We start from the raw sequence: 19,997 nt of genomic DNA, 5'->3' as shown, positions 1-19,997 counted from the left end.
GTTTCAGTTTTGGAATTAGCGGGAAGCTGCGGTTTGGATAGCTGACTTGATTCGGTTGTAGGTTCCGCATCGACAGAGATTGCCTTGCATGGCAGCTTCGATTTCGGCCTCTGAAGGGGTTGGATTCTGTTTAAGCAAAGCTGCTGCAGTCATAATCTGACCTCCTTGGCAATACCCGCACTGGGGCACGACATGCTCCACCCAAGCTTCTTGAAGCGGATGGTCTCCTTTTTCGGAAAGTCCTTCGATCGTCGTAATATTTCCGGCTCCTACTTCCGAAATCGGTAAGCTGCAAGACCGAATGGCCACGTCATCCAAGTGAACGGTACAAGCTCCGCAAAGCGCCTGTCCGCATCCAAACTTGGTTCCTTTCATATTCAAAAGGTCCCTGAGAACCCAAAGAAGCGGCATATCAGGCTCGGCTGAAACTTCTTGCTTCTTTCCGTTGATGGTGAGTGTATAGTTTTCCATAGACTGGACTTTGATAAGTTGCTTTAAGATAGGGAATTAGAAAATAAGAATGGATTTAGATTAGGTTTTCCACTCTCGTTGAAGATTAATGTCTGTTTGGATAAGTGAAAATCACTTCCACCTTCCCACCATTATCCCGGATTGGGATTTGTTGGCCGCCAAATAATCACTCAGCGGCATGCTGGAAATTTCCACTTCCTTGTTTTTGGAGCTGGCGTGCATGAGGTGAATCCGGCCATTTCGCTCAAAAGCAAAACCTACATGCACCATGTCGAGATTCTTGATCGAAGTGGTGATAGCGATCATATCCCCGGATTGGATCTTGGATTCCAAAGACTGGATTTTGTCCTTTGGGATATAGTGAAAGGACTTTTTGGCCAGCTCTGCTTCTACTTTCTTCAGCTCCTCCACATTTTTTGGATCGCTCAGTTGGGGATAAAACTGAGGATTCTCCGTCATAAAAGTAGGTGCATTCGGGTACGCTACCCCGCCGATTTCCTGGGTGATATCGGTGAGAATTCCTTTTGTTTCATTTTGTGCCAGCCAATCTGAGAAATAATGAAGTCTGCTCGGATAGCCTTCATTTTTGCTATGTCGATAACGAATAGTTTCTAACTCTTTTTCGAAAGCTTCCATGCTGTTTTCACCTTGCTTGGCCAACCTCGTCAAGGCCACGACTGACTCCAAATAGGTCGTGCAGTCCACGCCCTGCAAGTTGATCACCAGTTGCTCGGGACCGGGGATCTCCAGGGTTTTCTCCACGTATTCCGTTTTCAAAAACCATTGACCGATCTCGGCGGCCAGTTCATTCGCCGATTGGTTTTTGTCCAAAGACTCGAGTTTGGTTAAAAACGATTCCAGCTTGGCACGGCTTTCTGGAGTGCAGACGGTTTGGGAAAATCCTAGAAAAGGAAGTAATAAGTGGATAAGGAAAATGGGGAGTTTTTTCATGACTTAAAGAGATACAGAAAACTAGTAACTCCCGCTAAAAGCCACAACAAAAATCTGTGAAGCCTAAAAAAAAGGGCCGACTTCAACAATCGACCCTTTCCAAAACATGATCAGTTTTGACTTAATCGTAGATTCAATCACGCCGATCAAATTCCACCAATTTGCCTACCATCAGATACTATTTCCATATTCAAGTTCAAATCACCAAATTTTCCAAAAGGATCGCATCCAAATCCTCTCCAGGAAGAGAAATGATTCGCTCAGCAACTGGGTCCCACTCGATTTTTCGACCGGTTTTGTAAGACAATCCTGCCATGTGCGCGGTAATTGCCTCCTCAAATCCCTCATCGATCCCACAGCTCGGATTGCCTCCGTTTCGGATGCAACTCAGCCACTCCCGAATATGCAGGAAGGTAGAATCAACCCGCTTTCCGTCCCGGTAGGTCCAGAGTAAACCTTTGTTGGCGAAGTACTTGGCAGTAGCGGAAGTCACCGCATCCACCCCTTCGGCGGTGGGATCGTATTGATAGATTGGCACCTGAGGATCGATTCGGCCTTCTTTGATCAGGTCTTTGTACTTGGTAGAGCGGGGATCGGCGTAGATGGTCAGGATATTTCCCAACTCCATACTCGCATCGTGGCCCATCAGGACAGTACCCCGATCAAACTGATTGCCCAAAGTTGCCGAATAAACCAAGGTCATTCCTTTTTCTTTTCCGTCCTCCTGACTAGAACCCGTGCTGAAATCCGGAAAGTCCATATTGACCTGCATCACATCGGGGACGTTCCGTCCATCCCGATGGGTATAAATCCCTCCTGAAGCAGTGACGTACTTAGGAATTCCCATTTTCAACACACAGTTGACGCGATCGTAATCGTGGGTCAAGAGGTCTCCTGAAAGTCCTGAACCATAGGCCCACCATTTTCTCCAACGGAAGAAATGTTCGGCATTAAATGGAACCTGCGGTGCCGCACCCAAAAACGCATTCCAATCAATGGTTTCAGGAGAGGCTTCGGGATGAATTTCATATTGCCAAGCTCCATTGTCATCGTTTCGGTTGGTATTGGTGACAACCAAAGAGATGTGACCTAGTGTATTTTTGGCAATGGCATCTTGGGCGGTCAGGAAGCTGAGGGTCTGCCGGTGCTGATGTCCTACGGCCAAAATAGAACCCGGATGGTTTCTTACCGCTTCGCGGAGTCGATACGTCTCCTCGATGGTATGCGTCATGGGCTTTTCGATGTAGGCATGAACTCCAGCCTCTATCGCCGCCTGTGCCATGGGTGCATGCCAGTGGTCGGGCGTAGCGATGATGACCGCATCCACTTCACCACTATGAATCAAATCGAGGTAAGAGGTGTAGCGCTTACAGGGATTGGCCTCCGTATGGAAGGAGCGAAGTGCCTTTTCAGCCCTCACATCAAAAATATCGCAGATCGCAGTAAGCTTGACATTTAGGTTTTCCTGCGCCAAAAAATCCTCCAATCGCTTGTCTTTGGGATCTTCTTGGGCTGACTTGGCCATGGATTCCATCCACTCCTGAGTTGCAAATCCCAAGGCACGCATCAGTTGCTCTCCCCTGATTCCAAATCCGATCAATCCAATGCGGAGCGAGTTTCCGCTCATTGGACCTGAGGCAGGAGGAGCACTGGCTTTGATGTTCAGTTTCTCCAGCCAAAAGTCTTTTTCCAGCTTGGATTTTTTGGTGGTGTCAATTCCTGCCGCCCATACTGCACCTAAAATCGGAACCCCAGCCAGGCTTTTGAGCAAATCTCTTCTGGAAAATGCCGCGAATAGTTTTTTGTCGGTTGCCATGATGTCGTGGGGTTAATGGGTTTGAGAGGAAAGGGATCTTTTGGCAAAAAATCGCTCTAGACCGAAGGATACCGAGGTAGGAAAGAGGAAAACCACCAGCAATGCGGCTGCTTCGATCAGGTTTTTGTTGATGATCCAGTAACTGCCCTCAGCAGGTCCCAAGGGATAGCCAGGAAAGGGCGGATGAGCAAAGTAATACAGGAGCAGAAGCCCTACTCCGATCAGACTGGCCAATTGGGTTTTAAAACCCAGAATCAAGGCAGCGCCTACGAAAAGCAGGGCAGCGATATTCAGGGTATCGATCGTGGAAATCATGGATTCACTTGCCAACCAATGGAAAAAAGACTCCATATAGGTCGCGCTGAGCAGGTAGCCTTTGGCGGTCCATCCCGGGCTGTACAGTTTGATGACACCCTCGTAAAGAAAGTGCCATCCGATCAGCAGTCGGAGCAAAACCAGCACTCCGGTTTGCGTTGAGGTAAGAGGGGAAGTTTGGGTCATACCGTGGGTTGTTTTGATTAACGTCCACGATATTAGGCACCTTAGCTTTGGAATTGCCTGATGTTTGTCAGGTAAAAAGGTGATTTAAAATGAGGTAAACCATAGTTTAAAAACCATCTGATCATACGCTTTTCTACCAGTCTTGTATCCATTCTACATCCTCCATCAAACCGTGATCATCGTGATAGGTTACTACTTCTGCCAGTGGGAATGGAGCATCGGGCTTAAATATTGGACGATTGCCTTGGGAACTTTGGGAATCTGTCTTGGAATTTATTTTGGAATGATTCGGCCCATGAATTGGACGAGGTATTTATTCGGGATGAAAGTGAAAAAGTAATACCTGCAAGTGAAGCATATTGGCCGTCGAGCTTCATGAAAGTGAAATGACCTGACCCTCATCATTTACTGTCAATTCCAAATACTTCTTTTTATCTGTAGACAGATTTTTTAGAAATAATTCCATTTTTGAGTCACTGAAAGATCACCTATGGAGACCATCACCCCTCAACAAGCGGAAAGACTTGATTACCTGATTGAAAAATACAGTGACATCCTGATAGAAAGAGGAATGGAACTGGTAGAATCTGATCAAGTCCTTCTTCTTGATGAAGATTCGGATGAATTTACTTTCGAGGTTCAGGGATCCAGAAAAAGACCCTATATCGTCAGAGTCAGACTTGAGCACCAAGAAGACAAACGGAAAAAGCCTTCATTCGCGAATGACACCTATTGTGAGTGCCCCTATTTCGAGGACCGGGATGTATGCAAGCACGTGGCTGCGGCTTTATTGGTGCTTTCTGAATTCGAAGTGATTAATCCACAAATTGATCTGTGGAATAATCAATTTAACAAAACAAAAGAGCTGATCGCCTCCAAAAAGAATAGGGATCCAGAATACCCTGGCACTTTTCAGGTTTCCGACGAAGACTGGGATCGGATTTTGGATATTTTACCCAATCCCAGCTTGCCCAAAGGATATGTCCTTTCCAAAATACAACTGGTTGAGGATGGCATCTTTTACACCGCTTTCATCCAAGGCTATCCCATAGAGATAAAAGTCTCCTACATTCATCGAAACCAGAGATTGGAGATCGACTTCCCTAAAAGCGCCAGACGTTTTGTTCCCTATATTTTTCAATACATTCGGGGCCGATTTTCAGAGCCTTACTATGACCAGGATTTTATCACTCAAAAGATAAGGCTGGAGTCCAAAAGGAAGTTTTTAGAGCAAAACAACCTGTTGGATAAAGTTAAAGATCCGGAAAAAGCAGTGGATCTGGTTCTCTATGGAGACCGAATCGGGTATAAGTATAGCGGGGAACTGGCCGGTTTGAGAAATCTGGAAGAACTTCAAGCCAAAATCGCTGAATTGCTTCCCAAAGCCAAGGAGGATGAATTTATCCAAAACCTCAAAGAATCAGACCGGTCCAAGGAAGCGGGTAAATACAATGTGGGCATCGTCATCGCCTTATCTTCTCACCAGGGCAGTTTTGAATTTCACCCTATCATCGGCAAGGGAAAGAAAAACAATCCAAAAGGACTCGACACCAAAATCGAGATCTTGACTGATTCATTGGATTACCGGATTGCAGAGTACAAAGGAGTTGCTGAAATGACTCAAGCCTTGAGATCCTTCTATTGGTCTCAGTTGAGAAAAAGTCCAGAGGAAGCCTGGAAAGCAGGAGTCAGATTCTTTATTCTGGCAAAACAATTCCCCTGTTTCAATTTGGGTTATAACCTGCATCCTACAAAAGTTTCGGCCAAAGACTTAATCAATCAGGTCAAGATTTATGGGGCTCAAGCCAAAATGAAACTCATAGAAACAGGCTATTTCTACGATCTTCAATTAGTCCTTACCTACAATGGACAGGAGGAAGTTTATCAGTGGAAGCCGGGACAATCGGTTTTCCATAACGGCTTTTTGCTGAGAGACAACCAGGTACTCTATTTAGAAAACTTCCGGCAGGCAGAGGGCGTGAATAGCCTCCAGCAGATTTTGCCATTCAAATTTCCGAAAGAGCGCATTCGGGAAATCGTGACCGAGGTCATTCGGCCTTTAAGTGCTTTTTTGCCCTATGAAGATGAGCTGAATTTTCTCGCTTGGACCACCCAAGAAGGACAAATCACCGAAGAAATCTACATTACCGAACTGGGAGGCTTGGTGGCTTTTGTACCCAAGATGATTTATGGGGATCAGCTCAGCGTCAATCCTTTAGATCCATCGCTTATCGTGCATCCGGAGACAGGTGATTTTCTGGAGCGAAACCAGGAGGCCGAGCAGCAATTTTTACTCTTTATCAAGGAGCTACATCCGGATTTTGAAAAGAATGCCCCCAAGTTTTTGTTTTCGCTCACGGCGGCCCAGTTTGCCGAGGGGGTATGGTTTTTGGAAGCTTTCGAAAAACTGAAAGAGCGAGGAGTCAAAACCTACGGACTGGAAAATATCAAGGTGAAACGGTATTCTCCTTTTCCTGCAAGAGTCAACACCCAGTTTTCTTCCTCTCCGGACTGGTTTGGTGTTCACAGTGATGTGAGCTTCGGAGATGAAATCATCCCACTCTCCCGGCTCAAGCGCACGTGGGAAAGCGGAGAAAAATTTATCCAACTAGGGGATGGCAGTCTGGGGAAAATACCGGAAGAGTGGATGCGAAAAATGGTCCGGATCCTCCGATCTGGCGAGTTGGCGGGAGAGGAAATCCGGCTTTCCAAAGTTCATTTTATGCTTCTGGAGGACTGGGAGGACACCGCGGAATTTGCCAAAATCCAAGCTGAGGTAAATCAGAAAAAACAAAAAATGCAGCAGTTTGAGGGGATTCAGGATGTAGCACTTCCCAACAAGCTCCAAGCCGAACTCAGACCTTACCAAAAAACCGGTCTCAACTGGCTCAATTTCCTGAGGGATTTTAATTGGGGAGGGATTTTGGCTGATGACATGGGATTGGGCAAAACCCTTCAAATGATCACGTTGATCTGCCAGCTCGAGGAGAAAAACCCAAGCGTCAAAATCCTGATCGTGGCACCGACAACCCTGCTGTTCAACTGGAAAAAGGAATTGGAGAAGTTTTCCCCGCATCTGGATTACTTCATCCATCACGGTCAACGCTACGAAAACGCGGAGGAACTCAACCGACATCAGTTAGTCATGACCAGCTACGGTCTGGTAATCAACGACCTCGAACTACTTCGGCAAATCGAGTGGGATCTGATCATCGCCGATGAATCCCAAGCCATCAAAAACACGAGCTCGCTCCGCTACAAAGCCATGGTCAGGCTGCGTGGAAAGCAAAAAATCGCGCTCACCGGCACCCCTATCGAAAATGGCATCCAGGAACTTTATGCCCAGATGAACTTTACCAACCCGGGCTTTTTCAAGACTTTCAACCACTTCACCGAAAACTTTCTTTCCCCGATCAAAAAAGGAGACCCGGATATTTCCCAAACGCTCCGAAAACAGATCACCCCATTTGTTCTACGCCGGACCAAAAAGGAGGTATTGACCGAGCTGCCGGACAAAATTGAGGAGTTTCTCTACTGCGAAATGGGAGCCGTACAGCGGGGAATCTATGAGGCCAAGCGAAAAGAATACAAAGATTCACTGATGAAAAAGTTTGACGAAAGCGGGGCAGACCAATCCAAGATGTTTGTATTGGAAGGTCTTACCCGCCTGAGGCAAATCTGCGATTCTCCCAAGCTGACCGGCGATACCGAGGCGATTGCCAGTGCCAAAATCGATCTTCTCAAAGAGCATATTCTGGAAAAGACCGGGAATCACAAGATTTTGGTGTTCAGTCAATTTGTGAAGATGCTGGATTTGATCCGAGATCAACTCCAGCAGCATCAGATTCCTTTCTCCTACCTCGATGGGCAGACCAGCCTGAGCGAACGGGAGCGGCAGGTGCAGCGGTTTCAGGAAAATGATTCTGTTCGTGTATTCCTCATCAGTCTCAAGGCTGGAGGTACGGGGCTCAACTTGACCGCAGCCGACTATGTCTATATTGTGGATCCTTGGTGGAATCCCGCCGTGGAAAATCAGGCCATCGACCGATGCTATCGCATGGGACAGGAAAAGCACGTGGTCGCCTATCGGATGATCTGCCAAAACACCATCGAAGAAAAAATCATGGAGCTCCAATCCGCCAAAAGCCAACTGGCCAAAGACATCATCGGCGAAGGCGAGGGAATCCTCGCCGGCTTGGATCGGGAAGGGATGTTGGAGTTGTTTTCCTGAGAAATTGAGTTAACCCATTTGCTCAGACTTGAAGTCGTTCCAGCGTCTAACAAAATTCTCAGCCGGGCGAAAATACCCCTTCTCACCATTACGGGTGGTAAAAGTCTCGGCTTGATCCTCAAAGTCAAGGGGTAAATCGAGCTGTCTGTTCTCAAATGCAAGGTAATAGGACTTGGAATAATCAAGGTCGATTTTAAGTCGACTGAGATTTGCCATGGCGCCTCGGTGAGTTTGCGTAAGTCGCCCATAACCATTAATGGATTTGAAGTAATCCATGTAGTCGGGAAGTATTTCTTTCAATTTTTCCTCGAGGACTTTTTTGAAATGATTCATAAAGTTGGCCTTGGGATCTACCTTATACGGTCCAAGACAAAGGCTGAATCTGGAAACCTCATTGCAGATGATCAGGTATTTGGCCCGATTCAGAAAATAGACATCTGCATACCAGCAATAAATCGGATGAACCGAATTCGGATCTACTTCCGGATTTTCGGAAACGAATTTTTTACCAAGATGGGGTAGCAGTTTCTTAGAGGAATAGAGGGAGAGTGTCATCGGTCTATGAAAGCTTGAGACAATATTATTCCAAATATGGAAATAAAGCACAACCTCTATTAGTTCTTAGAATCTCAGAGTTGTAGATTTAGCTACAAAAACAAAAAAGCCCTCAGAATTGATTCTGAAGGCCTTTTTTTGATGCTCCCCCTCTAGGGCTTGAACCTAGGACCCCATGATTAACAGTCATGTGCTCTAACCAACTGAGCTAAGGAGGAATTTTACTTTTTTTGATCTCCCTTTCGGAAATCGTGTTGCAAATGTAGAGGCATGATCCATTTTTTCCAAACCCATTTTTGAAAAATTATTCAAATCATCCCTCAATCCCCTTTTTCTAATTCTATTTCAGGGACTTATTTTTCTTTCTTTCTCCCTAAATACTGCGGCCCTATTTCTAAAAGCAAGGAATATCAAACCAATCCGTCTTGAATGATTGCTTTACCTAACCATCTCACCATTTTTTATCCCAAATAAAAAACCTCCGATGACAGATCACCGGAGGTTTCTTTGGCTATCAAAATCAAGGCTATTTGAAATTCAATTGATACACTTCATCCAACTGCTCTTCTGAGTCGATATTTACCTCGAGGTCCTTAATAATACCCGATCCGACTCCATACACCCAGCCGTGAAGGGAAAGTTGCTTTCCTCCCCTCCAAGCATTTTGAACAATCGAAGTTTTGGCCAAATCGTGCACCTGCTCGATGACATTGAGCTCGACGAAGCGGTTGAACCGCTCCGTTTCATCAAAAATCAGATCCAATTCTTCTCGGTGAAAACGGTACACATCCTTGATATGCCGGATCCAATTGTCAATCAGGCCGTAAGTTTCAGAGCCCATGGCGGCTTTCACTCCCCCGCAACCATAATGACCACACACGATGATATGTTTCACATTTAATACATTGACCGCATAATCCAGCACACTGAGCATATTCATATCCGAATGCACCACCATGTTGGCAATATTTCGATGGACAAAAACCTCTCCCGGTTGGGCACCGATAATTTCGTTGGCAGGCACACGGCTGTCTGCGCATCCGATCCAAAGCAAAGGAGGCTGCTGCCCATTCGCTAATCTTTCAAAAAACTGAGGATCCAAATCCAATTTGGTAGACACCCATTTTTTATTGTTTTCAAGAAGTTGCTTATAAAATTTGGTATTCATTTCAGTGTTGGGTTGAGATTAATGTGCTGGTACTGGTGCGGGTAATCCAAAGAAAAGGCTGTATTTCTCCGGGTTTTCCACCACACCGGTAGGAGAAATCAGCTTGATCCGTATGTTTCTTTCTTTGGCTTTGGCTGAAAAGTCTTCAAGAATTTCCAAGACATCGTAATTCATCCGGATGGTTTTCCTTACATCAAGGTCAAGAAGAGTCCCCTCGGGCAATCTGCTCAGTTCTTTCAAAATCGCACCTTTGTTGAGGAAAGAGAGTTCCTCTGCAAGGGTCATGGTGATGTGATTTTCACGACCACTCTCTTTCTCGATATGGAGAAAATGAGAGTTTCTATAGTTCTCAATCAGGATATGGATAATAGCCACTGACATTCCGAGGCCTATTCCCACCAAAATATCTGTAAAAACCACACCCAGAACTGTCACCATAAAGGGGATAAACTGGGACTTACCCAAACGAAACATGGATTTGAACAAGGCAGGATTGGCCAATTTGTATCCCACCATCAACAGGACCGCTGCCAAAACAGCCAAAGGAATCTTATTCAGGAATCTTGGAATCAAAATGATCGAAAGCAAGAGCAAAAGGCCATGGACGATGGTCGAAAGCTTGGATTTCCCGCCTGATTGCACATTGGCCGAAGACCTGACAATCACCTGAGTCAATGGCAAACCTCCAATCAAGCCGGAGATGATATTGCCTGCCCCTTGCGCAAAGAGCTCCCGATTGGTTGGGGTCACCCGCTTTTCAGGATCAATCTTATCCGCAGCCTCTACGGAGAGCAGGGTTTCCAAACTGGCTACTACCGCCAGCGTAAAGGCCACCGTCCAAACTTCAATCATGCCGATCGCTCCGAAGTTGGGAAGTGTAAATTGACCTAAAAACATCTCGACATTTTCAGGAATGGGAACATTCACCAAGTGGCTTGATTCAATAAAGAACACAGATCCTTCTGGAACCAAACTGGTAAATACCAAACCCAAAATTACCGCAGCCAAGGGTCCGGGAAACACTTTGAAAATCTGATGCTTTTTACTCAACACCTTTTCCCAGAGAATCAAAATAGCCAACGCACTCAGCGAAAGCACTATGGCTCCAGGAGTAAGGGATTGAAACATCGAAATCAAAGCCGAAAACGTATTTTCCCCATCGGGCTGGACAAAACTCAAATCCCCTTCATAATCGGCATCATACCCCAAGGCATGAGGTATCTGCTTCAGCACGATAATAATCCCAATCGCTGCCAGCATTCCTTTGATCACTGCACTGGGAAAATAATACCCAATCACGCCTGCTTTCATCACGCCGAATAGAATTTGGATCACTCCTGCGATCAATACTGCCAAAAGGAAATTTTCAAAAGTTCCTAAAGTTCCGATTGCGGTCAATACAATGACTGCCAAACCGGCAGCAGGCCCACTCACTCCAACGGAAGAACCACTAAGCGAGCCCACTACTATACCGCCCACAATTCCGGCAATCAACCCGGAAAACAAGGGGGCTCCACTTGCCAATGCGATTCCCAAACAAAGGGGCAAGGCCACAAAGAACACAACTATACTGGCCGACAGATCTTTGCCGGCATACTTAAATAAGGATGTCATACATAAGGTTTAAATAAGAGAATAGGACTTGGGTCAACCCAAGCCTGCCAATTGCGAAAAATTCTAAACCAAGTCTGGAGGCGGAGGAGGCACTTCTCTTACAAATCCAAAAAATTCTTCATCCCAGTGAGCCTGATGAACCAATTGTGCTTCTTTTTTATCCAAAGCTCTAAAGGAATAGAGATGAATATAGTAATCCACCTTTTTCTCAAGGTCCTTTTCCAATTGCTCTTGCAGGGGATTCTTCTCCACCAACTCTTCGGCAGCCGGTTGAATAAAGCCATAGAAAGAGCCCGCAACCAAATGGAGCGCCATCAATAGACTGAATATCACAACCAAATTTCGAAACATGGAGTAGAGGTTAGCTCTTATTGGGATAGGTGAGCGAGGAGAACGGTCAGTAATCCCTACGGCGAAATAAATATTTCAAATGGTTTTTATAAAATATTTTTTTAAAAAAGATCGAAAACCCAATTTAAGCGCGAGGGACCCCACACAGAATTCAAAATAGTGTTGAAAAAAAATCCATTTTTTCCATTCGGAGAAGCCAGCATTTCTTGCATTTGAAAATAGATTGAAGTCCTGAACCTGCATTTTCCTTTTTTCCAACTGAGGGTGCATCTTTTTCACCAATGCGCAGAATTCTCATTATTTTCCGGTATGAAAAAAGCCCCTATTCTTCTTGGACTTCTATTCCTCCTCACCCAGCTGCATGCACAGCAAGCTTCTGAAACACTTAAGCTCCAGGAAGTACTCGAAAAACAATTGAAAGAGGAAATGCCCGGCATCCTTTTCCATATCCAATCTGAAGATGGGAAGATCCGATGGTCAGGCACCGCGGGAGTTTCTGAAAAGGAAACTGGAAAAAAGCTGCTTCCCAATCAGACCTTTCGGATCGCCAGCGTGACCAAGACTTTTGTTGCCGCTTCGATTTTAAGACTTTGGGAAGGGGGCAAACTGCAACTCGAAGACCCTGTGGCAAGCTACATTTCCACCGAGCACGCCCAAATCCTGAGTCAGGACTACGACTTGGATAAAATCAGTATTCTTCAGGTTTTGCAGCACAATGCCGGATTTTTTGACCACACCCATGCGCCTGTTTTCTTCGAAAAAGTCCTCCAACCCGGTGGACACGAATGGACCCGGACCGAACAGCTAAAACTCTGCGTAGAAGCCGGAGAGCCGATTGGAAAGCCCGGAGAAAAGTTCAGCTACTCGGACACGGGATATATTATTCTAGGAGAAATCATTGAACGTATTCAGGGAAAGACGCTGGGACTTGCCATTCCGGAAATTCTTGAATTTGAAAAGTTGGGACTTGCAAACACCGCCTTCGAAGGCCTAAATCCCCAAATCGATCAGGCCCGGATGCATCAATATTTTCAAGGGCAGGACACTTATTCTTTTCACCCCAGCATGGATTATTTCGGAGGTGGGGGCCTATTGTCAACTACGGAGGATTTAAGCCGGTTTTTTCTTGCCTTGTTTCATGGAAAAGTATTCAAAAACCCCAGGACTTTGAAAAAAATGCTCGAGGCCCCTGCTTACTCCGAGACTCCCATGATGGACTATCGGATCGGGATCTACCGGATTGAAGTCAACGGTGTGGAAGCCTTTTCGCATGCGGGATTTTGGGGAACCCAGGTGGCTTATTTCCCATCCTTGGATCTAGCCATGGCGACCAACTACAGCCAAATCTGGAAAGGAAGAGTGCCTCCCGTGTTTGGTGAAGCTTTGGATGTTTTAAGCAGGAAATAAAGAATTCCCTATTTCATTGCCAGGTAAGGGGATAGCAAGAGGCCTAGGGGGTAAAATTGTAATCCTTTACTTTCTCATCCACAAACTTTCTGCTCGAGCGTCATGGTGATGAAGTCCTGGTAGCCTCTCCAAAAAACTCTTTTCTTTTTTTCCTGCCTAGGTGCTTGAGACACCTAAATGGAAATGCGCTTTGCGGCTTTCCCTCTTTTCGAGAAACCTTATTGAAAATCTTTCTCAATCGAGCGGTTCTTTTTCCTTGCCCTGGAAAATGATGACGGTTCCAGAGCCCCTTTTCGTATCCAGCGCTTGGGTGATTTTGTGTTTTTTTTTTACAAAGGTTTTACTCCTACGGGGCATGGCTACTGACGCAATTCTAGACCCTGAAAGGCCGGCAAAGGCAGGGTCAAATCGTGAATAGCCCAGGGTTTCAACCCTGGGATTTTGAATTTGTACGTGAATTCCAGCGCTGGTGTAGGATCATGATTTGGAAAATCCAGCCTGATACCAGCGCAATGGAACAGAATAGTCAGTAAGTTTTTTTTCCACATATAAAAAAAAAGACACTGGCCGCAACTAGAAAAAACTTTAGCTTTTCCTCTTCTCTTTGACCATTGCGATGAGTTTCAAAAAGCAGTCTGAGGACTAATCGGTACCTAACTGACAATCCCATCATTTTTCTTAATTTCCCTTTTAAACCAAGCCTCCAAGCACTTGAAAATCAAAACAAATCACCTTAGTGCTGTTTTCTTTTATACCATCCTCTTACTCATCGGATGTAAACCCAATTCATCCACCCAAGAATCCGATTCCCCAACAGGATATATTCTTCAGGAATCTGACTTGCCCGATTATGAAAAAGACATTGACCATCGGGGGCTGCTTACTGCATTGGACGACCGATACGATGAATCCATCCGAACCGGCGAGCACATTTATAACAATACCTGCTTTAACTGCCATGGAAATCCCGATCAGGAAGGTTCCATGCCCAATGCCTTCAAATTTTGGGAAGGTGAATTTAAAGTTGGAAAAGACCCCTATTCCATCTACCAAACCCTCACCCGGGGCTATGGATCTATGCCTCCACAAATCAACCTGACTCCTACCGAAAAGTATGACCTCATCAATTACCTGAGGGAAACCTTCATCAAAGAGAAAAATCCGGGCCAGTTCATAGAAATCGACTCAACCTATCTGGCCAGTCTTCCCATCGGAACGAATAAAGGCCCCGCACCTAAAGAATTTAAGCCTTGGGCAGAAATGGACTATGGCAACTTCCTGATCAACACCTGTGAACTGGTTGGATTGAATGCTCCGGAGCGAGAGCGATCCTCTGGCCCCTCACCCCTTCCCGATGAAAATTTGGTCAAGGCAAATTTTGCTTACAAAGGAATCGCGGTGCGATTGGATCAAGGTTCAGGAGGAGTGGCCGCAGGCAAAGCCTGGATAATGTTTGACCACGACCTGATGCGGGTAGCCGGAGCATGGACGGGGAAGGGCTTTATCGATTGGGAAGCGATTCTGTTCAATGGAAAGCATAATATTTCCCCCAGAACGGTCGGGGACCTCCACTTCTCCAACCCCGTGGCGCCAGCTTGGGCCAACCCGGAGACTGGGAAATTTGACGATCCCCGTTTCCAAGCTCGGGATGGAAGAAAATTTGGGCCACTCCCGAGGGAATGGGCGCAGTATAAAGGGCTTTATCAATTTAGGGATAGAGTGATCCTTTCCTACACAGTGGGAAGTGCCAAGGTGCTGGAAACCTTTGGGCTCGAAATGCTGGAAAACCAGCACATTTTTACTCGAACCCTGAATATTTCTCCCTCGGAAAAGCCATTAAAGATGCGGATCGCACCAAAAGGAACGGCTGTGGCCTTGGTTGGTGAAGGGGCTGTTTTGAAAGAAGAAAGTGGATTCTTGGTAATGGAGACTTCCCCTTCGCAAATGATCAAGGTCAAAATCCTGATCAGGAAATCCGGCATCAATGGACTAGCGCAATATGCGAAAACCTCCAGCCCTCCGGAAGATTTGGAGATCATGATCAAAGGAGGCCCATCGCGATATCCTCAAAAATTAACTTCAGAGGTATTGGCTGGAACCCAAGAAGGACCATTTCAGGTGGACATCATGAATCCACCCTTTGACAGCCCATGGAAAAACCAATTCCGACTGAGCGGATTGGATTTTTTCAAAGATCCCAACAAAGGGGTGATCTGCTCTACTGACGGAGATGTTTGGTTGGTGGAGGGATTCACGAAAAACTCCGGCAAACTCACCTGGCAACGAATCGCATCGGGCTTATTTCAGCCTTTGGGCATCAAAGTGGTCAACGAGGAAATCTTTGTCACTTGCCGGGACCAACTGGTGAAGTTGCATGACTTCAACGGGGACAAGGAAACCGATTATTACGAAGCCTTTAACGGTGACCACCTAGTCACCGATCACTTCCACGAATTTGCCATGGGGCTGCAAACCGACAAAGAGGGGAATTTCTACTATGCCAAAAGTGCCCGACATGCCCGGGAAGCCTTAGTCCCTCAGCATGGCACCTTGATCAAAGTCAGCCGAGACGGACAAAAAACAGAAATCGTAGCTACCGGCTTCCGCGCTGCCAATGGGGTGTGCATCAATCCCGACGGAACCTTTATCGTGACCGACCAAGAAGGGCATTGGAATCCAATGAATCGCATCAATTGGGTCAAAAAAGGAGGATTTTATGGAAACATGTTTGGGTTTAATCCACCAAAAGACAGTACCAAAGCTGGCATGGAGCAACCCTTGGTATGGGTGGAAAGAGACCGGGACCAGTCCCCATCCGAACTCCTTTGGGTGGACAGCAAAAAGTGGGGTGCACTCAACGGAAAGCTGCTGAACCTCTCCTATGGCTATGGAAAAGTGTTTGTGGTTCCTTTTGAAAAAATAGGCACTCAAGTGCAGGGAGGAATTTTTGAATTACCGGTTCCCAGATTTTCCACGGGGGTCATGCGTGGCCGATTCAATCCCGGAGACGGACAATTGTACCTTTGCGGCCTGTCTGCTTGGGGTTCCACCCAACCTCAGCTGGGAGGATTATATCGGATCCGAAAAGTCGATCAGCCAATGGTCATCCCTGTAGGGATCGAAGCAACCAAAACCGGATTAGCCCTAACCTTCACTGATCATCTTGACGAGGCAAGTGTTCAGGACACCTCCCATTTTACCATAAAAACATGGGATTTGGTCCGATCCCGAAAGTATGGTTCCAAACATCACAACGAGCAGATTTTGCAAGTCACCAAAGCCGAATTAAGTCCCGACAAAAAGACCATCAAACTGACCATCCCTAACATCAAACCTACTTGGGTGATGGAAATCCAATACCATATCAAGGATGATCAAGGGGTTTTAAGAGAAGGATTGGTTCAGAATACGATCCATCAGTTGGGGGAAGGAACGACTTGGTAATCAATGGATTGTGCTCTAACACGTTGTGCTTATTTTTCCAGAAACAGTACTTGGGAATCAAAGCTACTTTAAGAGAAGCCTCATTACCCAATAAATTAAAAAACCGGTCAAATTCTTGATTTTGAGATCTACCAGGCATAGGCTAACTTTGGTTAATATTCAATCGAATAAAAATGAATACTGTGGACAAGAAATTTGGAGGTCTAAATGAGGTGCAGCTGAGCCTTCTTCGGATGTTCAGCAGAGAGATGAGTAACGAAGAATCTCTGGAGATTCGGGATCTGCTTACCAAACACTATTCTCAAAAATTAAAAGCTGAAGTAGATCAGGTAGTTTCTGATAAAAAGATTTCAGAAGGTAATTATGACCTGCTAAGAGAAAAGTGAGCGATTTGGCCGAGAAACGAAGACCAAAATTGGTGCTTGACACGAATGTCCTCATCACCACCCTCAACAGGAAAAATCCTGAGTTTGCCATCTACACCGCTTTCGAACAAAAATCTTTTGATTGGATAGTCAGTACAGAGGTACACGCTGAGTATGAAGAGAAATAGCAGATTTTTATTCTGCAACTACAGCAAATTTGGTGTTCGACATTTTGTGCACCGCAACCAATGTAATTTTTACTGAGCCTTTTTTTCGTTGGGGAATAATTCAAGAGGATCCTGATGACAACAAATTTGCAGATTTAGCCATTTCTGCATCTGCAGATGGGTTAGTTACTTTTGACAGGCATTATCAGATTTTTAAGGATCTTTCTTTTCCAATACTTCCGATCCTCCATCCCAAAGATTTCCAGTCATTTATGAAAAACTGGGCATAACAAGTTTAAATCAACAACTCTTATAAAACTGCTTCTGCCCCAATTTCAGCTCGATTTCTTTGGCAGCTTTGGTGATCGAAAGTCCTCCCAAATTGGTACATCTCAGGGTATTGGGAATGCTTTTCCCTACTTCATACATCGTCTCAATCACCTGGTCCAAGGGAATCAAATGGTCATAATCGGCTAAGGCCATATTGGCGCAGGAGAGCGCATTGGACGCAGCCATTACGTTTCGGTTGAGGCATGGTGCTTCCACACGGTTTCCGATCGGATCGCAGATCATTCCCAAAGAACTCTGCAACGCCATGGAAGCAGCAGAGATGCTTTGGTTTAAGTTGCCTCCTGCCAAGTGGACAATCGCCGCTGCGGCCATAGTTGCCCCGGAACCGCATTCTGCTTGGCAGCCTCCAACCTCCGCAGCAAAAGTGGAATGGGCTGCTATGAACACTCCGATCAAGCCGGCAATGAGTAATGCTTTATTGGTTTCTTCATCCGAAAGCCCCAAAGAATCCGCCACACCCAACACTGCCCCGGGCATAGCCCCACATGAACCTGCCGTCGGGGCGGCGACGATCACTCCCATGGAGCTTTTCACCTCCATGATGGCTGATACATACATGATGATCCGATTCAATACATCTCCATCGACCAGCTTCCGTTCCTCCATCAAGGACTTGAATTTTACGGATTGAGGACCCAAAATACGATCCTCGAATTTGGTTCCCTTTAAGCCTGTCTCCACCGCATTCTTCAGGATTAGCCGGATGTCGTTCATTTTTGACAATACTTCCTCTTCCGAAATATTGCCACGCATGCTTTCATACCTCGCTGCGAGTTGCCAAAGGCTGAGATTCTTGCCTTCATTGTAGGCAAACATTTCATCGCAAGTGATGAACGGAACTGAGGTGTTTTTCCTCGTAAGTACCGGTAAAACAGGCTTCACTTGTTTAATGGAAATGACGCCATCTATGGCTTTCAGTTCTTCCAAGTAGGCTTCGTTCAGAAAAGCCTGAGATTTCAAAATCAGGATTCCTTGATCATTTGCATGGATTTCCAAGTCCTCCGGCAAACTGGCTTCACGGAGATAAGCATCAAGCTTTTGAGAATCTGAGGAATAGACGAGCGTCAAAAAGCAGTCTCCTGCCAAGGATACCTTCACGCCATCAATTTCCAAGACCTCAATCATCCCCCCTCCGGTGGAAATGGCAATGACCTGGTGGGTTTCCCAAGGATTACGAAGGGTGATTTGATAGGTATTCGGATGTTTTTCTTTCAGCTCTTTGATGGAAATAATAGCCCGGATTCCCGCCGCCCCCAAATGCATTTCGGAATCAACCAATCGTTCGTCATAGGCTTCCCAACCCAAAAACCCTCCAAACAAACCCATATCCGATCCTTGGTCCTTGTGCGTAGTGGCCAAGGATCCCTCCGGATCAAAGTCGATTTCAATGTCAGAAATCCGACCATCCATCAAATCATGGCAGATCCTCCCGATTCTCAGGGAAGCAGCACAGTGAGAACTGGAAGGACCTCTCATCACCGGGCCGATCACGTCGTTAAAAATGCTGGGAAAATTCATAGTGCTGAGGATTAGAATAGATACCCTTCAAGTTAGAGAATTCATTCTTTCGAAGTCAAAAATTTCGGAATTATTCAAAAATGCGATTGGAATCACTTATCATTTCGAGGAACCGCAGGTCTTTTACCTTTTGCAATTGAGCCTTGCTTTTACTAGCTTTTTCATTCCAAATCACCCGATATGAAAAAAGCATTCCTTTCTTTCGCCCTTCTGTTTTTTGCTTATTCCTTGGCTTTTTCTCAAGGAAAACCGCTCCGAATCCTAATGATCGGAGCTCATCCGGACGACTGCGACATCAAAGGCGGAGGCACTGCGGCCCTTTTTGCCAAAATGGGGCATGAAGTCAAGTTTCTCTCCATTACCAATGGAGATGCGGGACATATGGAAATGGGCGGTGGCATGCTGGCCAAGCGTCGCTATGCCGAAACTCAGGAAGTAGCTAAGAGATTGGGAATCCAATATGACGTCTTGGACAATCATGACGGAGAGCTACTCCCAACTTTGGAAATCAGACTCGATGTAATCCGAAAAATCCGGGAATGGGGCGCAGACGTGGTGATTTCCCATCGACCCAATGACTACCACCCTGACCACCGCTACACAGGCGTATTGGTTCAGGATGCGGCATTTATGGTAGGCGTCCCAAATATCGCTGCTGATACGCCTCCCCTTCGAAAAAATCCAGTCTTTCTCTACTATCAGGACAATTTCCAAAAGCCCAATCCTTTTTCACCTGACATCGTGATCGACATCACCTCGGTAATTGATCAGAAAATTCATGCCTTGGACGCTCACACTTCACAGTTTTATGAGTGGCTTCCTTGGATCGGCAATGAGACCGATATCATTCCTGAAGGAAAAGAAGAGCGGATCGCCTGGCTGAAATCCAAGCGGGCATCTGAGCCAAACCCATCCGTCAAAAAAGCTCTGGAAGAATGGTATGGAACCGAAAAAGCAGCTCAGGTGAAATTTGCCGAGGCATTTGAAATCTGCGAATACGGCAGCAGACCGAGTCGGGAAGATATTCTCAGGTTGTTCCCGATGATGGGAAAATAAGCAATGACCAATTTTCAAGGATTGACCTACT

17 protein-coding genes and 1 tRNA gene are annotated in these 19,997 nt (G+C 45.9%); 8 read left to right on the top strand and 10 right to left on the bottom strand.

The genetic code is table 11. The features are described from left to right. Window positions 1-15 precede the first annotated feature (15 nt). The 4 genes from CLV31_RS04570 to CLV31_RS04555 all read right to left on the bottom strand — a co-directional run bounded on the left by CLV31_RS04570 (window position 16) and on the right by CLV31_RS04555 (window position 3,739). A complete protein-coding gene (locus CLV31_RS04570; protein ID WP_111391715.1) occupies window positions 16-471 on the bottom strand; it encodes a (2Fe-2S)-binding protein in 456 nt (151 codons plus the stop codon). A gap of 111 nt (window positions 472-582) precedes the next feature. Then, window positions 583-1,422: an N-acetylmuramoyl-L-alanine amidase-like domain-containing protein gene (locus CLV31_RS04565; RefSeq protein WP_111391714.1), complete on the bottom strand. Its 840-nt coding sequence runs from the start codon at window positions 1,420-1,422 to the stop codon at window positions 583-585. A gap of 196 nt (window positions 1,423-1,618) precedes the next feature. After that, complete coding sequence (locus CLV31_RS04560) at window positions 1,619-3,238, bottom strand: Gfo/Idh/MocA family protein (RefSeq protein ID WP_111391713.1); 1,620 nt, start codon at window positions 3,236-3,238, stop codon at window positions 1,619-1,621. A gap of 12 nt (window positions 3,239-3,250) precedes the next feature. Next, a complete protein-coding gene (locus CLV31_RS04555) occupies window positions 3,251-3,739 on the bottom strand; it encodes a DoxX family protein (RefSeq protein ID WP_111391712.1) in 489 nt (162 codons plus the stop codon). A 172-nt stretch (window positions 3,740-3,911) separates the two neighbouring features. Here CLV31_RS04555 and CLV31_RS04550 point away from each other — a divergent pair, with 172 nt between their 5' ends. After that, entirely contained in the window at window positions 3,912-4,079 is a 168-nt protein-coding gene (locus tag CLV31_RS04550) for a hypothetical protein (protein ID WP_181452574.1), read from the top strand. 150 nt (window positions 4,080-4,229) lie between these two features. Then, window positions 4,230-7,970, top strand: coding sequence for a DEAD/DEAH box helicase (locus CLV31_RS04545; RefSeq protein ID WP_111391710.1), 3,741 nt, complete (start codon window positions 4,230-4,232; stop codon window positions 7,968-7,970). Window positions 7,971-7,979: 9 nt separating this feature from the next. Here the strand turns inward: CLV31_RS04545 and CLV31_RS04540 are convergent, their stop codons facing one another. From CLV31_RS04540 to CLV31_RS04520, 5 genes are all read right to left on the bottom strand, one after another. Beyond that, window positions 7,980-8,525, bottom strand: coding sequence for a DUF6933 domain-containing protein (locus CLV31_RS04540; protein WP_111391709.1), 546 nt, complete (start codon window positions 8,523-8,525; stop codon window positions 7,980-7,982). 144 nt (window positions 8,526-8,669) lie between these two features. Then, a tRNA-Asn gene (locus CLV31_RS04535) sits at window positions 8,670-8,743 on the bottom strand. Window positions 8,744-9,051: 308 nt separating this feature from the next. Continuing rightward, the gene (gene can, locus CLV31_RS04530; RefSeq protein WP_111391708.1) at window positions 9,052-9,693 is read right to left on the bottom strand and encodes a carbonate dehydratase; all 642 of its coding nucleotides are present in this window, start codon (window positions 9,691-9,693) and stop codon (window positions 9,052-9,054) included. Window positions 9,694-9,711: 18 nt separating this feature from the next. Beyond that, window positions 9,712-11,307 carry a SulP family inorganic anion transporter gene (locus CLV31_RS04525; protein WP_111391707.1) on the bottom strand — a complete coding sequence of 532 codons (1,596 nt, stop codon included), beginning with the start codon at window positions 11,305-11,307 and terminating at the stop codon, window positions 9,712-9,714. A gap of 63 nt (window positions 11,308-11,370) precedes the next feature. Beyond that, window positions 11,371-11,658: a hypothetical protein gene (locus tag CLV31_RS04520; protein ID WP_146250861.1), complete on the bottom strand. Its 288-nt coding sequence runs from the start codon at window positions 11,656-11,658 to the stop codon at window positions 11,371-11,373. Window positions 11,659-11,967: 309 nt separating this feature from the next. Here CLV31_RS04520 and CLV31_RS04510 point away from each other — a divergent pair, with 309 nt between their 5' ends. The 5 genes from CLV31_RS04510 to CLV31_RS22235 all read left to right on the top strand — a co-directional run bounded on the left by CLV31_RS04510 (window position 11,968) and on the right by CLV31_RS22235 (window position 17,331). Beyond that, complete coding sequence (locus tag CLV31_RS04510) at window positions 11,968-13,065, top strand: serine hydrolase domain-containing protein (protein ID WP_111391704.1); 1,098 nt, start codon at window positions 11,968-11,970, stop codon at window positions 13,063-13,065. 711 nt (window positions 13,066-13,776) lie between these two features. Next, a complete protein-coding gene (locus CLV31_RS04500) occupies window positions 13,777-16,509 on the top strand; it encodes a DUF6797 domain-containing protein (protein WP_111391702.1) in 2,733 nt (910 codons plus the stop codon). Between the two features lie 173 nt (window positions 16,510-16,682). Further along, window positions 16,683-16,895 (top strand): hypothetical protein, encoded by a 213-nt coding sequence (locus tag CLV31_RS04495; protein ID WP_111391701.1) that lies wholly within the window; start codon window positions 16,683-16,685, stop codon window positions 16,893-16,895. 5 nt (window positions 16,896-16,900) lie between these two features. Beyond that, window positions 16,901-17,062: a PIN domain-containing protein gene (locus CLV31_RS21795; RefSeq protein WP_181452573.1), complete on the top strand. Its 162-nt coding sequence runs from the start codon at window positions 16,901-16,903 to the stop codon at window positions 17,060-17,062. 32 nt (window positions 17,063-17,094) lie between these two features. Then, on the top strand, window positions 17,095-17,331 hold the full coding sequence (locus tag CLV31_RS22235) for a PIN domain-containing protein (RefSeq protein WP_394335948.1): 237 nt from the start codon (window positions 17,095-17,097) through the stop codon (window positions 17,329-17,331). A 10-nt stretch (window positions 17,332-17,341) separates the two neighbouring features. Here the strand turns inward: CLV31_RS22235 and CLV31_RS04485 are convergent, their stop codons facing one another. Continuing rightward, complete coding sequence (locus CLV31_RS04485) at window positions 17,342-18,910, bottom strand: L-serine ammonia-lyase, iron-sulfur-dependent, subunit alpha (RefSeq protein WP_111391699.1); 1,569 nt, start codon at window positions 18,908-18,910, stop codon at window positions 17,342-17,344. A 180-nt stretch (window positions 18,911-19,090) separates the two neighbouring features. Between CLV31_RS04485 and CLV31_RS04475 the strand changes: the two genes are divergently transcribed. Continuing rightward, window positions 19,091-19,966: a PIG-L deacetylase family protein gene (locus CLV31_RS04475; RefSeq protein ID WP_111391697.1), complete on the top strand. Its 876-nt coding sequence runs from the start codon at window positions 19,091-19,093 to the stop codon at window positions 19,964-19,966. Window positions 19,967-19,997 lie beyond the last annotated feature (31 nt).

Source organism: Algoriphagus aquaeductus, assembly GCF_003253485.1.
GTDB lineage: Bacteria > Bacteroidota > Bacteroidia > Cytophagales > Cyclobacteriaceae > Algoriphagus > Algoriphagus aquaeductus.
Note: the sequence above shows the minus strand (reverse complement) of the source record. Positions and strands in the feature narration are given on the sequence as shown.

What these genes read in the sequence shown, in the direction of transcription:
- CLV31_RS04570 (WP_111391715.1), bottom strand. Translation starts at nt 471, where the DNA reads ATGGAAAACTATACACTCACCATCAACGGAAAGAAGCAAGAAGTTTCA.
- CLV31_RS04565 (WP_111391714.1), bottom strand. Translation starts at nt 1,422, where the DNA reads ATGAAAAAACTCCCCATTTTCCTTATCCACTTATTACTTCCTTTTCTA.
- CLV31_RS04560 (WP_111391713.1), bottom strand. Translation starts at nt 3,238, where the DNA reads ATGGCAACCGACAAAAAACTATTCGCGGCATTTTCCAGAAGAGATTTG.
- CLV31_RS04555 (WP_111391712.1), bottom strand. Translation starts at nt 3,739, where the DNA reads ATGACCCAAACTTCCCCTCTTACCTCAACGCAAACCGGAGTGCTGGTT.
- CLV31_RS04545 (WP_111391710.1), top strand. Translation starts at nt 4,230, where the DNA reads ATGGAGACCATCACCCCTCAACAAGCGGAAAGACTTGATTACCTGATT.
- CLV31_RS04540 (WP_111391709.1), bottom strand. Translation starts at nt 8,525, where the DNA reads ATGACACTCTCCCTCTATTCCTCTAAGAAACTGCTACCCCATCTTGGT.
- can (WP_111391708.1), bottom strand. Translation starts at nt 9,693, where the DNA reads ATGAATACCAAATTTTATAAGCAACTTCTTGAAAACAATAAAAAATGG.
- CLV31_RS04525 (WP_111391707.1), bottom strand. Translation starts at nt 11,307, where the DNA reads ATGACATCCTTATTTAAGTATGCCGGCAAAGATCTGTCGGCCAGTATA.
- CLV31_RS04520 (WP_146250861.1), bottom strand. Translation starts at nt 11,658, where the DNA reads ATGTTTCGAAATTTGGTTGTGATATTCAGTCTATTGATGGCGCTCCAT.
- CLV31_RS04510 (WP_111391704.1), top strand. Translation starts at nt 11,968, where the DNA reads ATGAAAAAAGCCCCTATTCTTCTTGGACTTCTATTCCTCCTCACCCAG.
- CLV31_RS04495 (WP_111391701.1), top strand. Translation starts at nt 16,683, where the DNA reads ATGAATACTGTGGACAAGAAATTTGGAGGTCTAAATGAGGTGCAGCTG.
- CLV31_RS04485 (WP_111391699.1), bottom strand. Translation starts at nt 18,910, where the DNA reads ATGAATTTTCCCAGCATTTTTAACGACGTGATCGGCCCGGTGATGAGA.
- CLV31_RS04475 (WP_111391697.1), top strand. Translation starts at nt 19,091, where the DNA reads ATGAAAAAAGCATTCCTTTCTTTCGCCCTTCTGTTTTTTGCTTATTCC.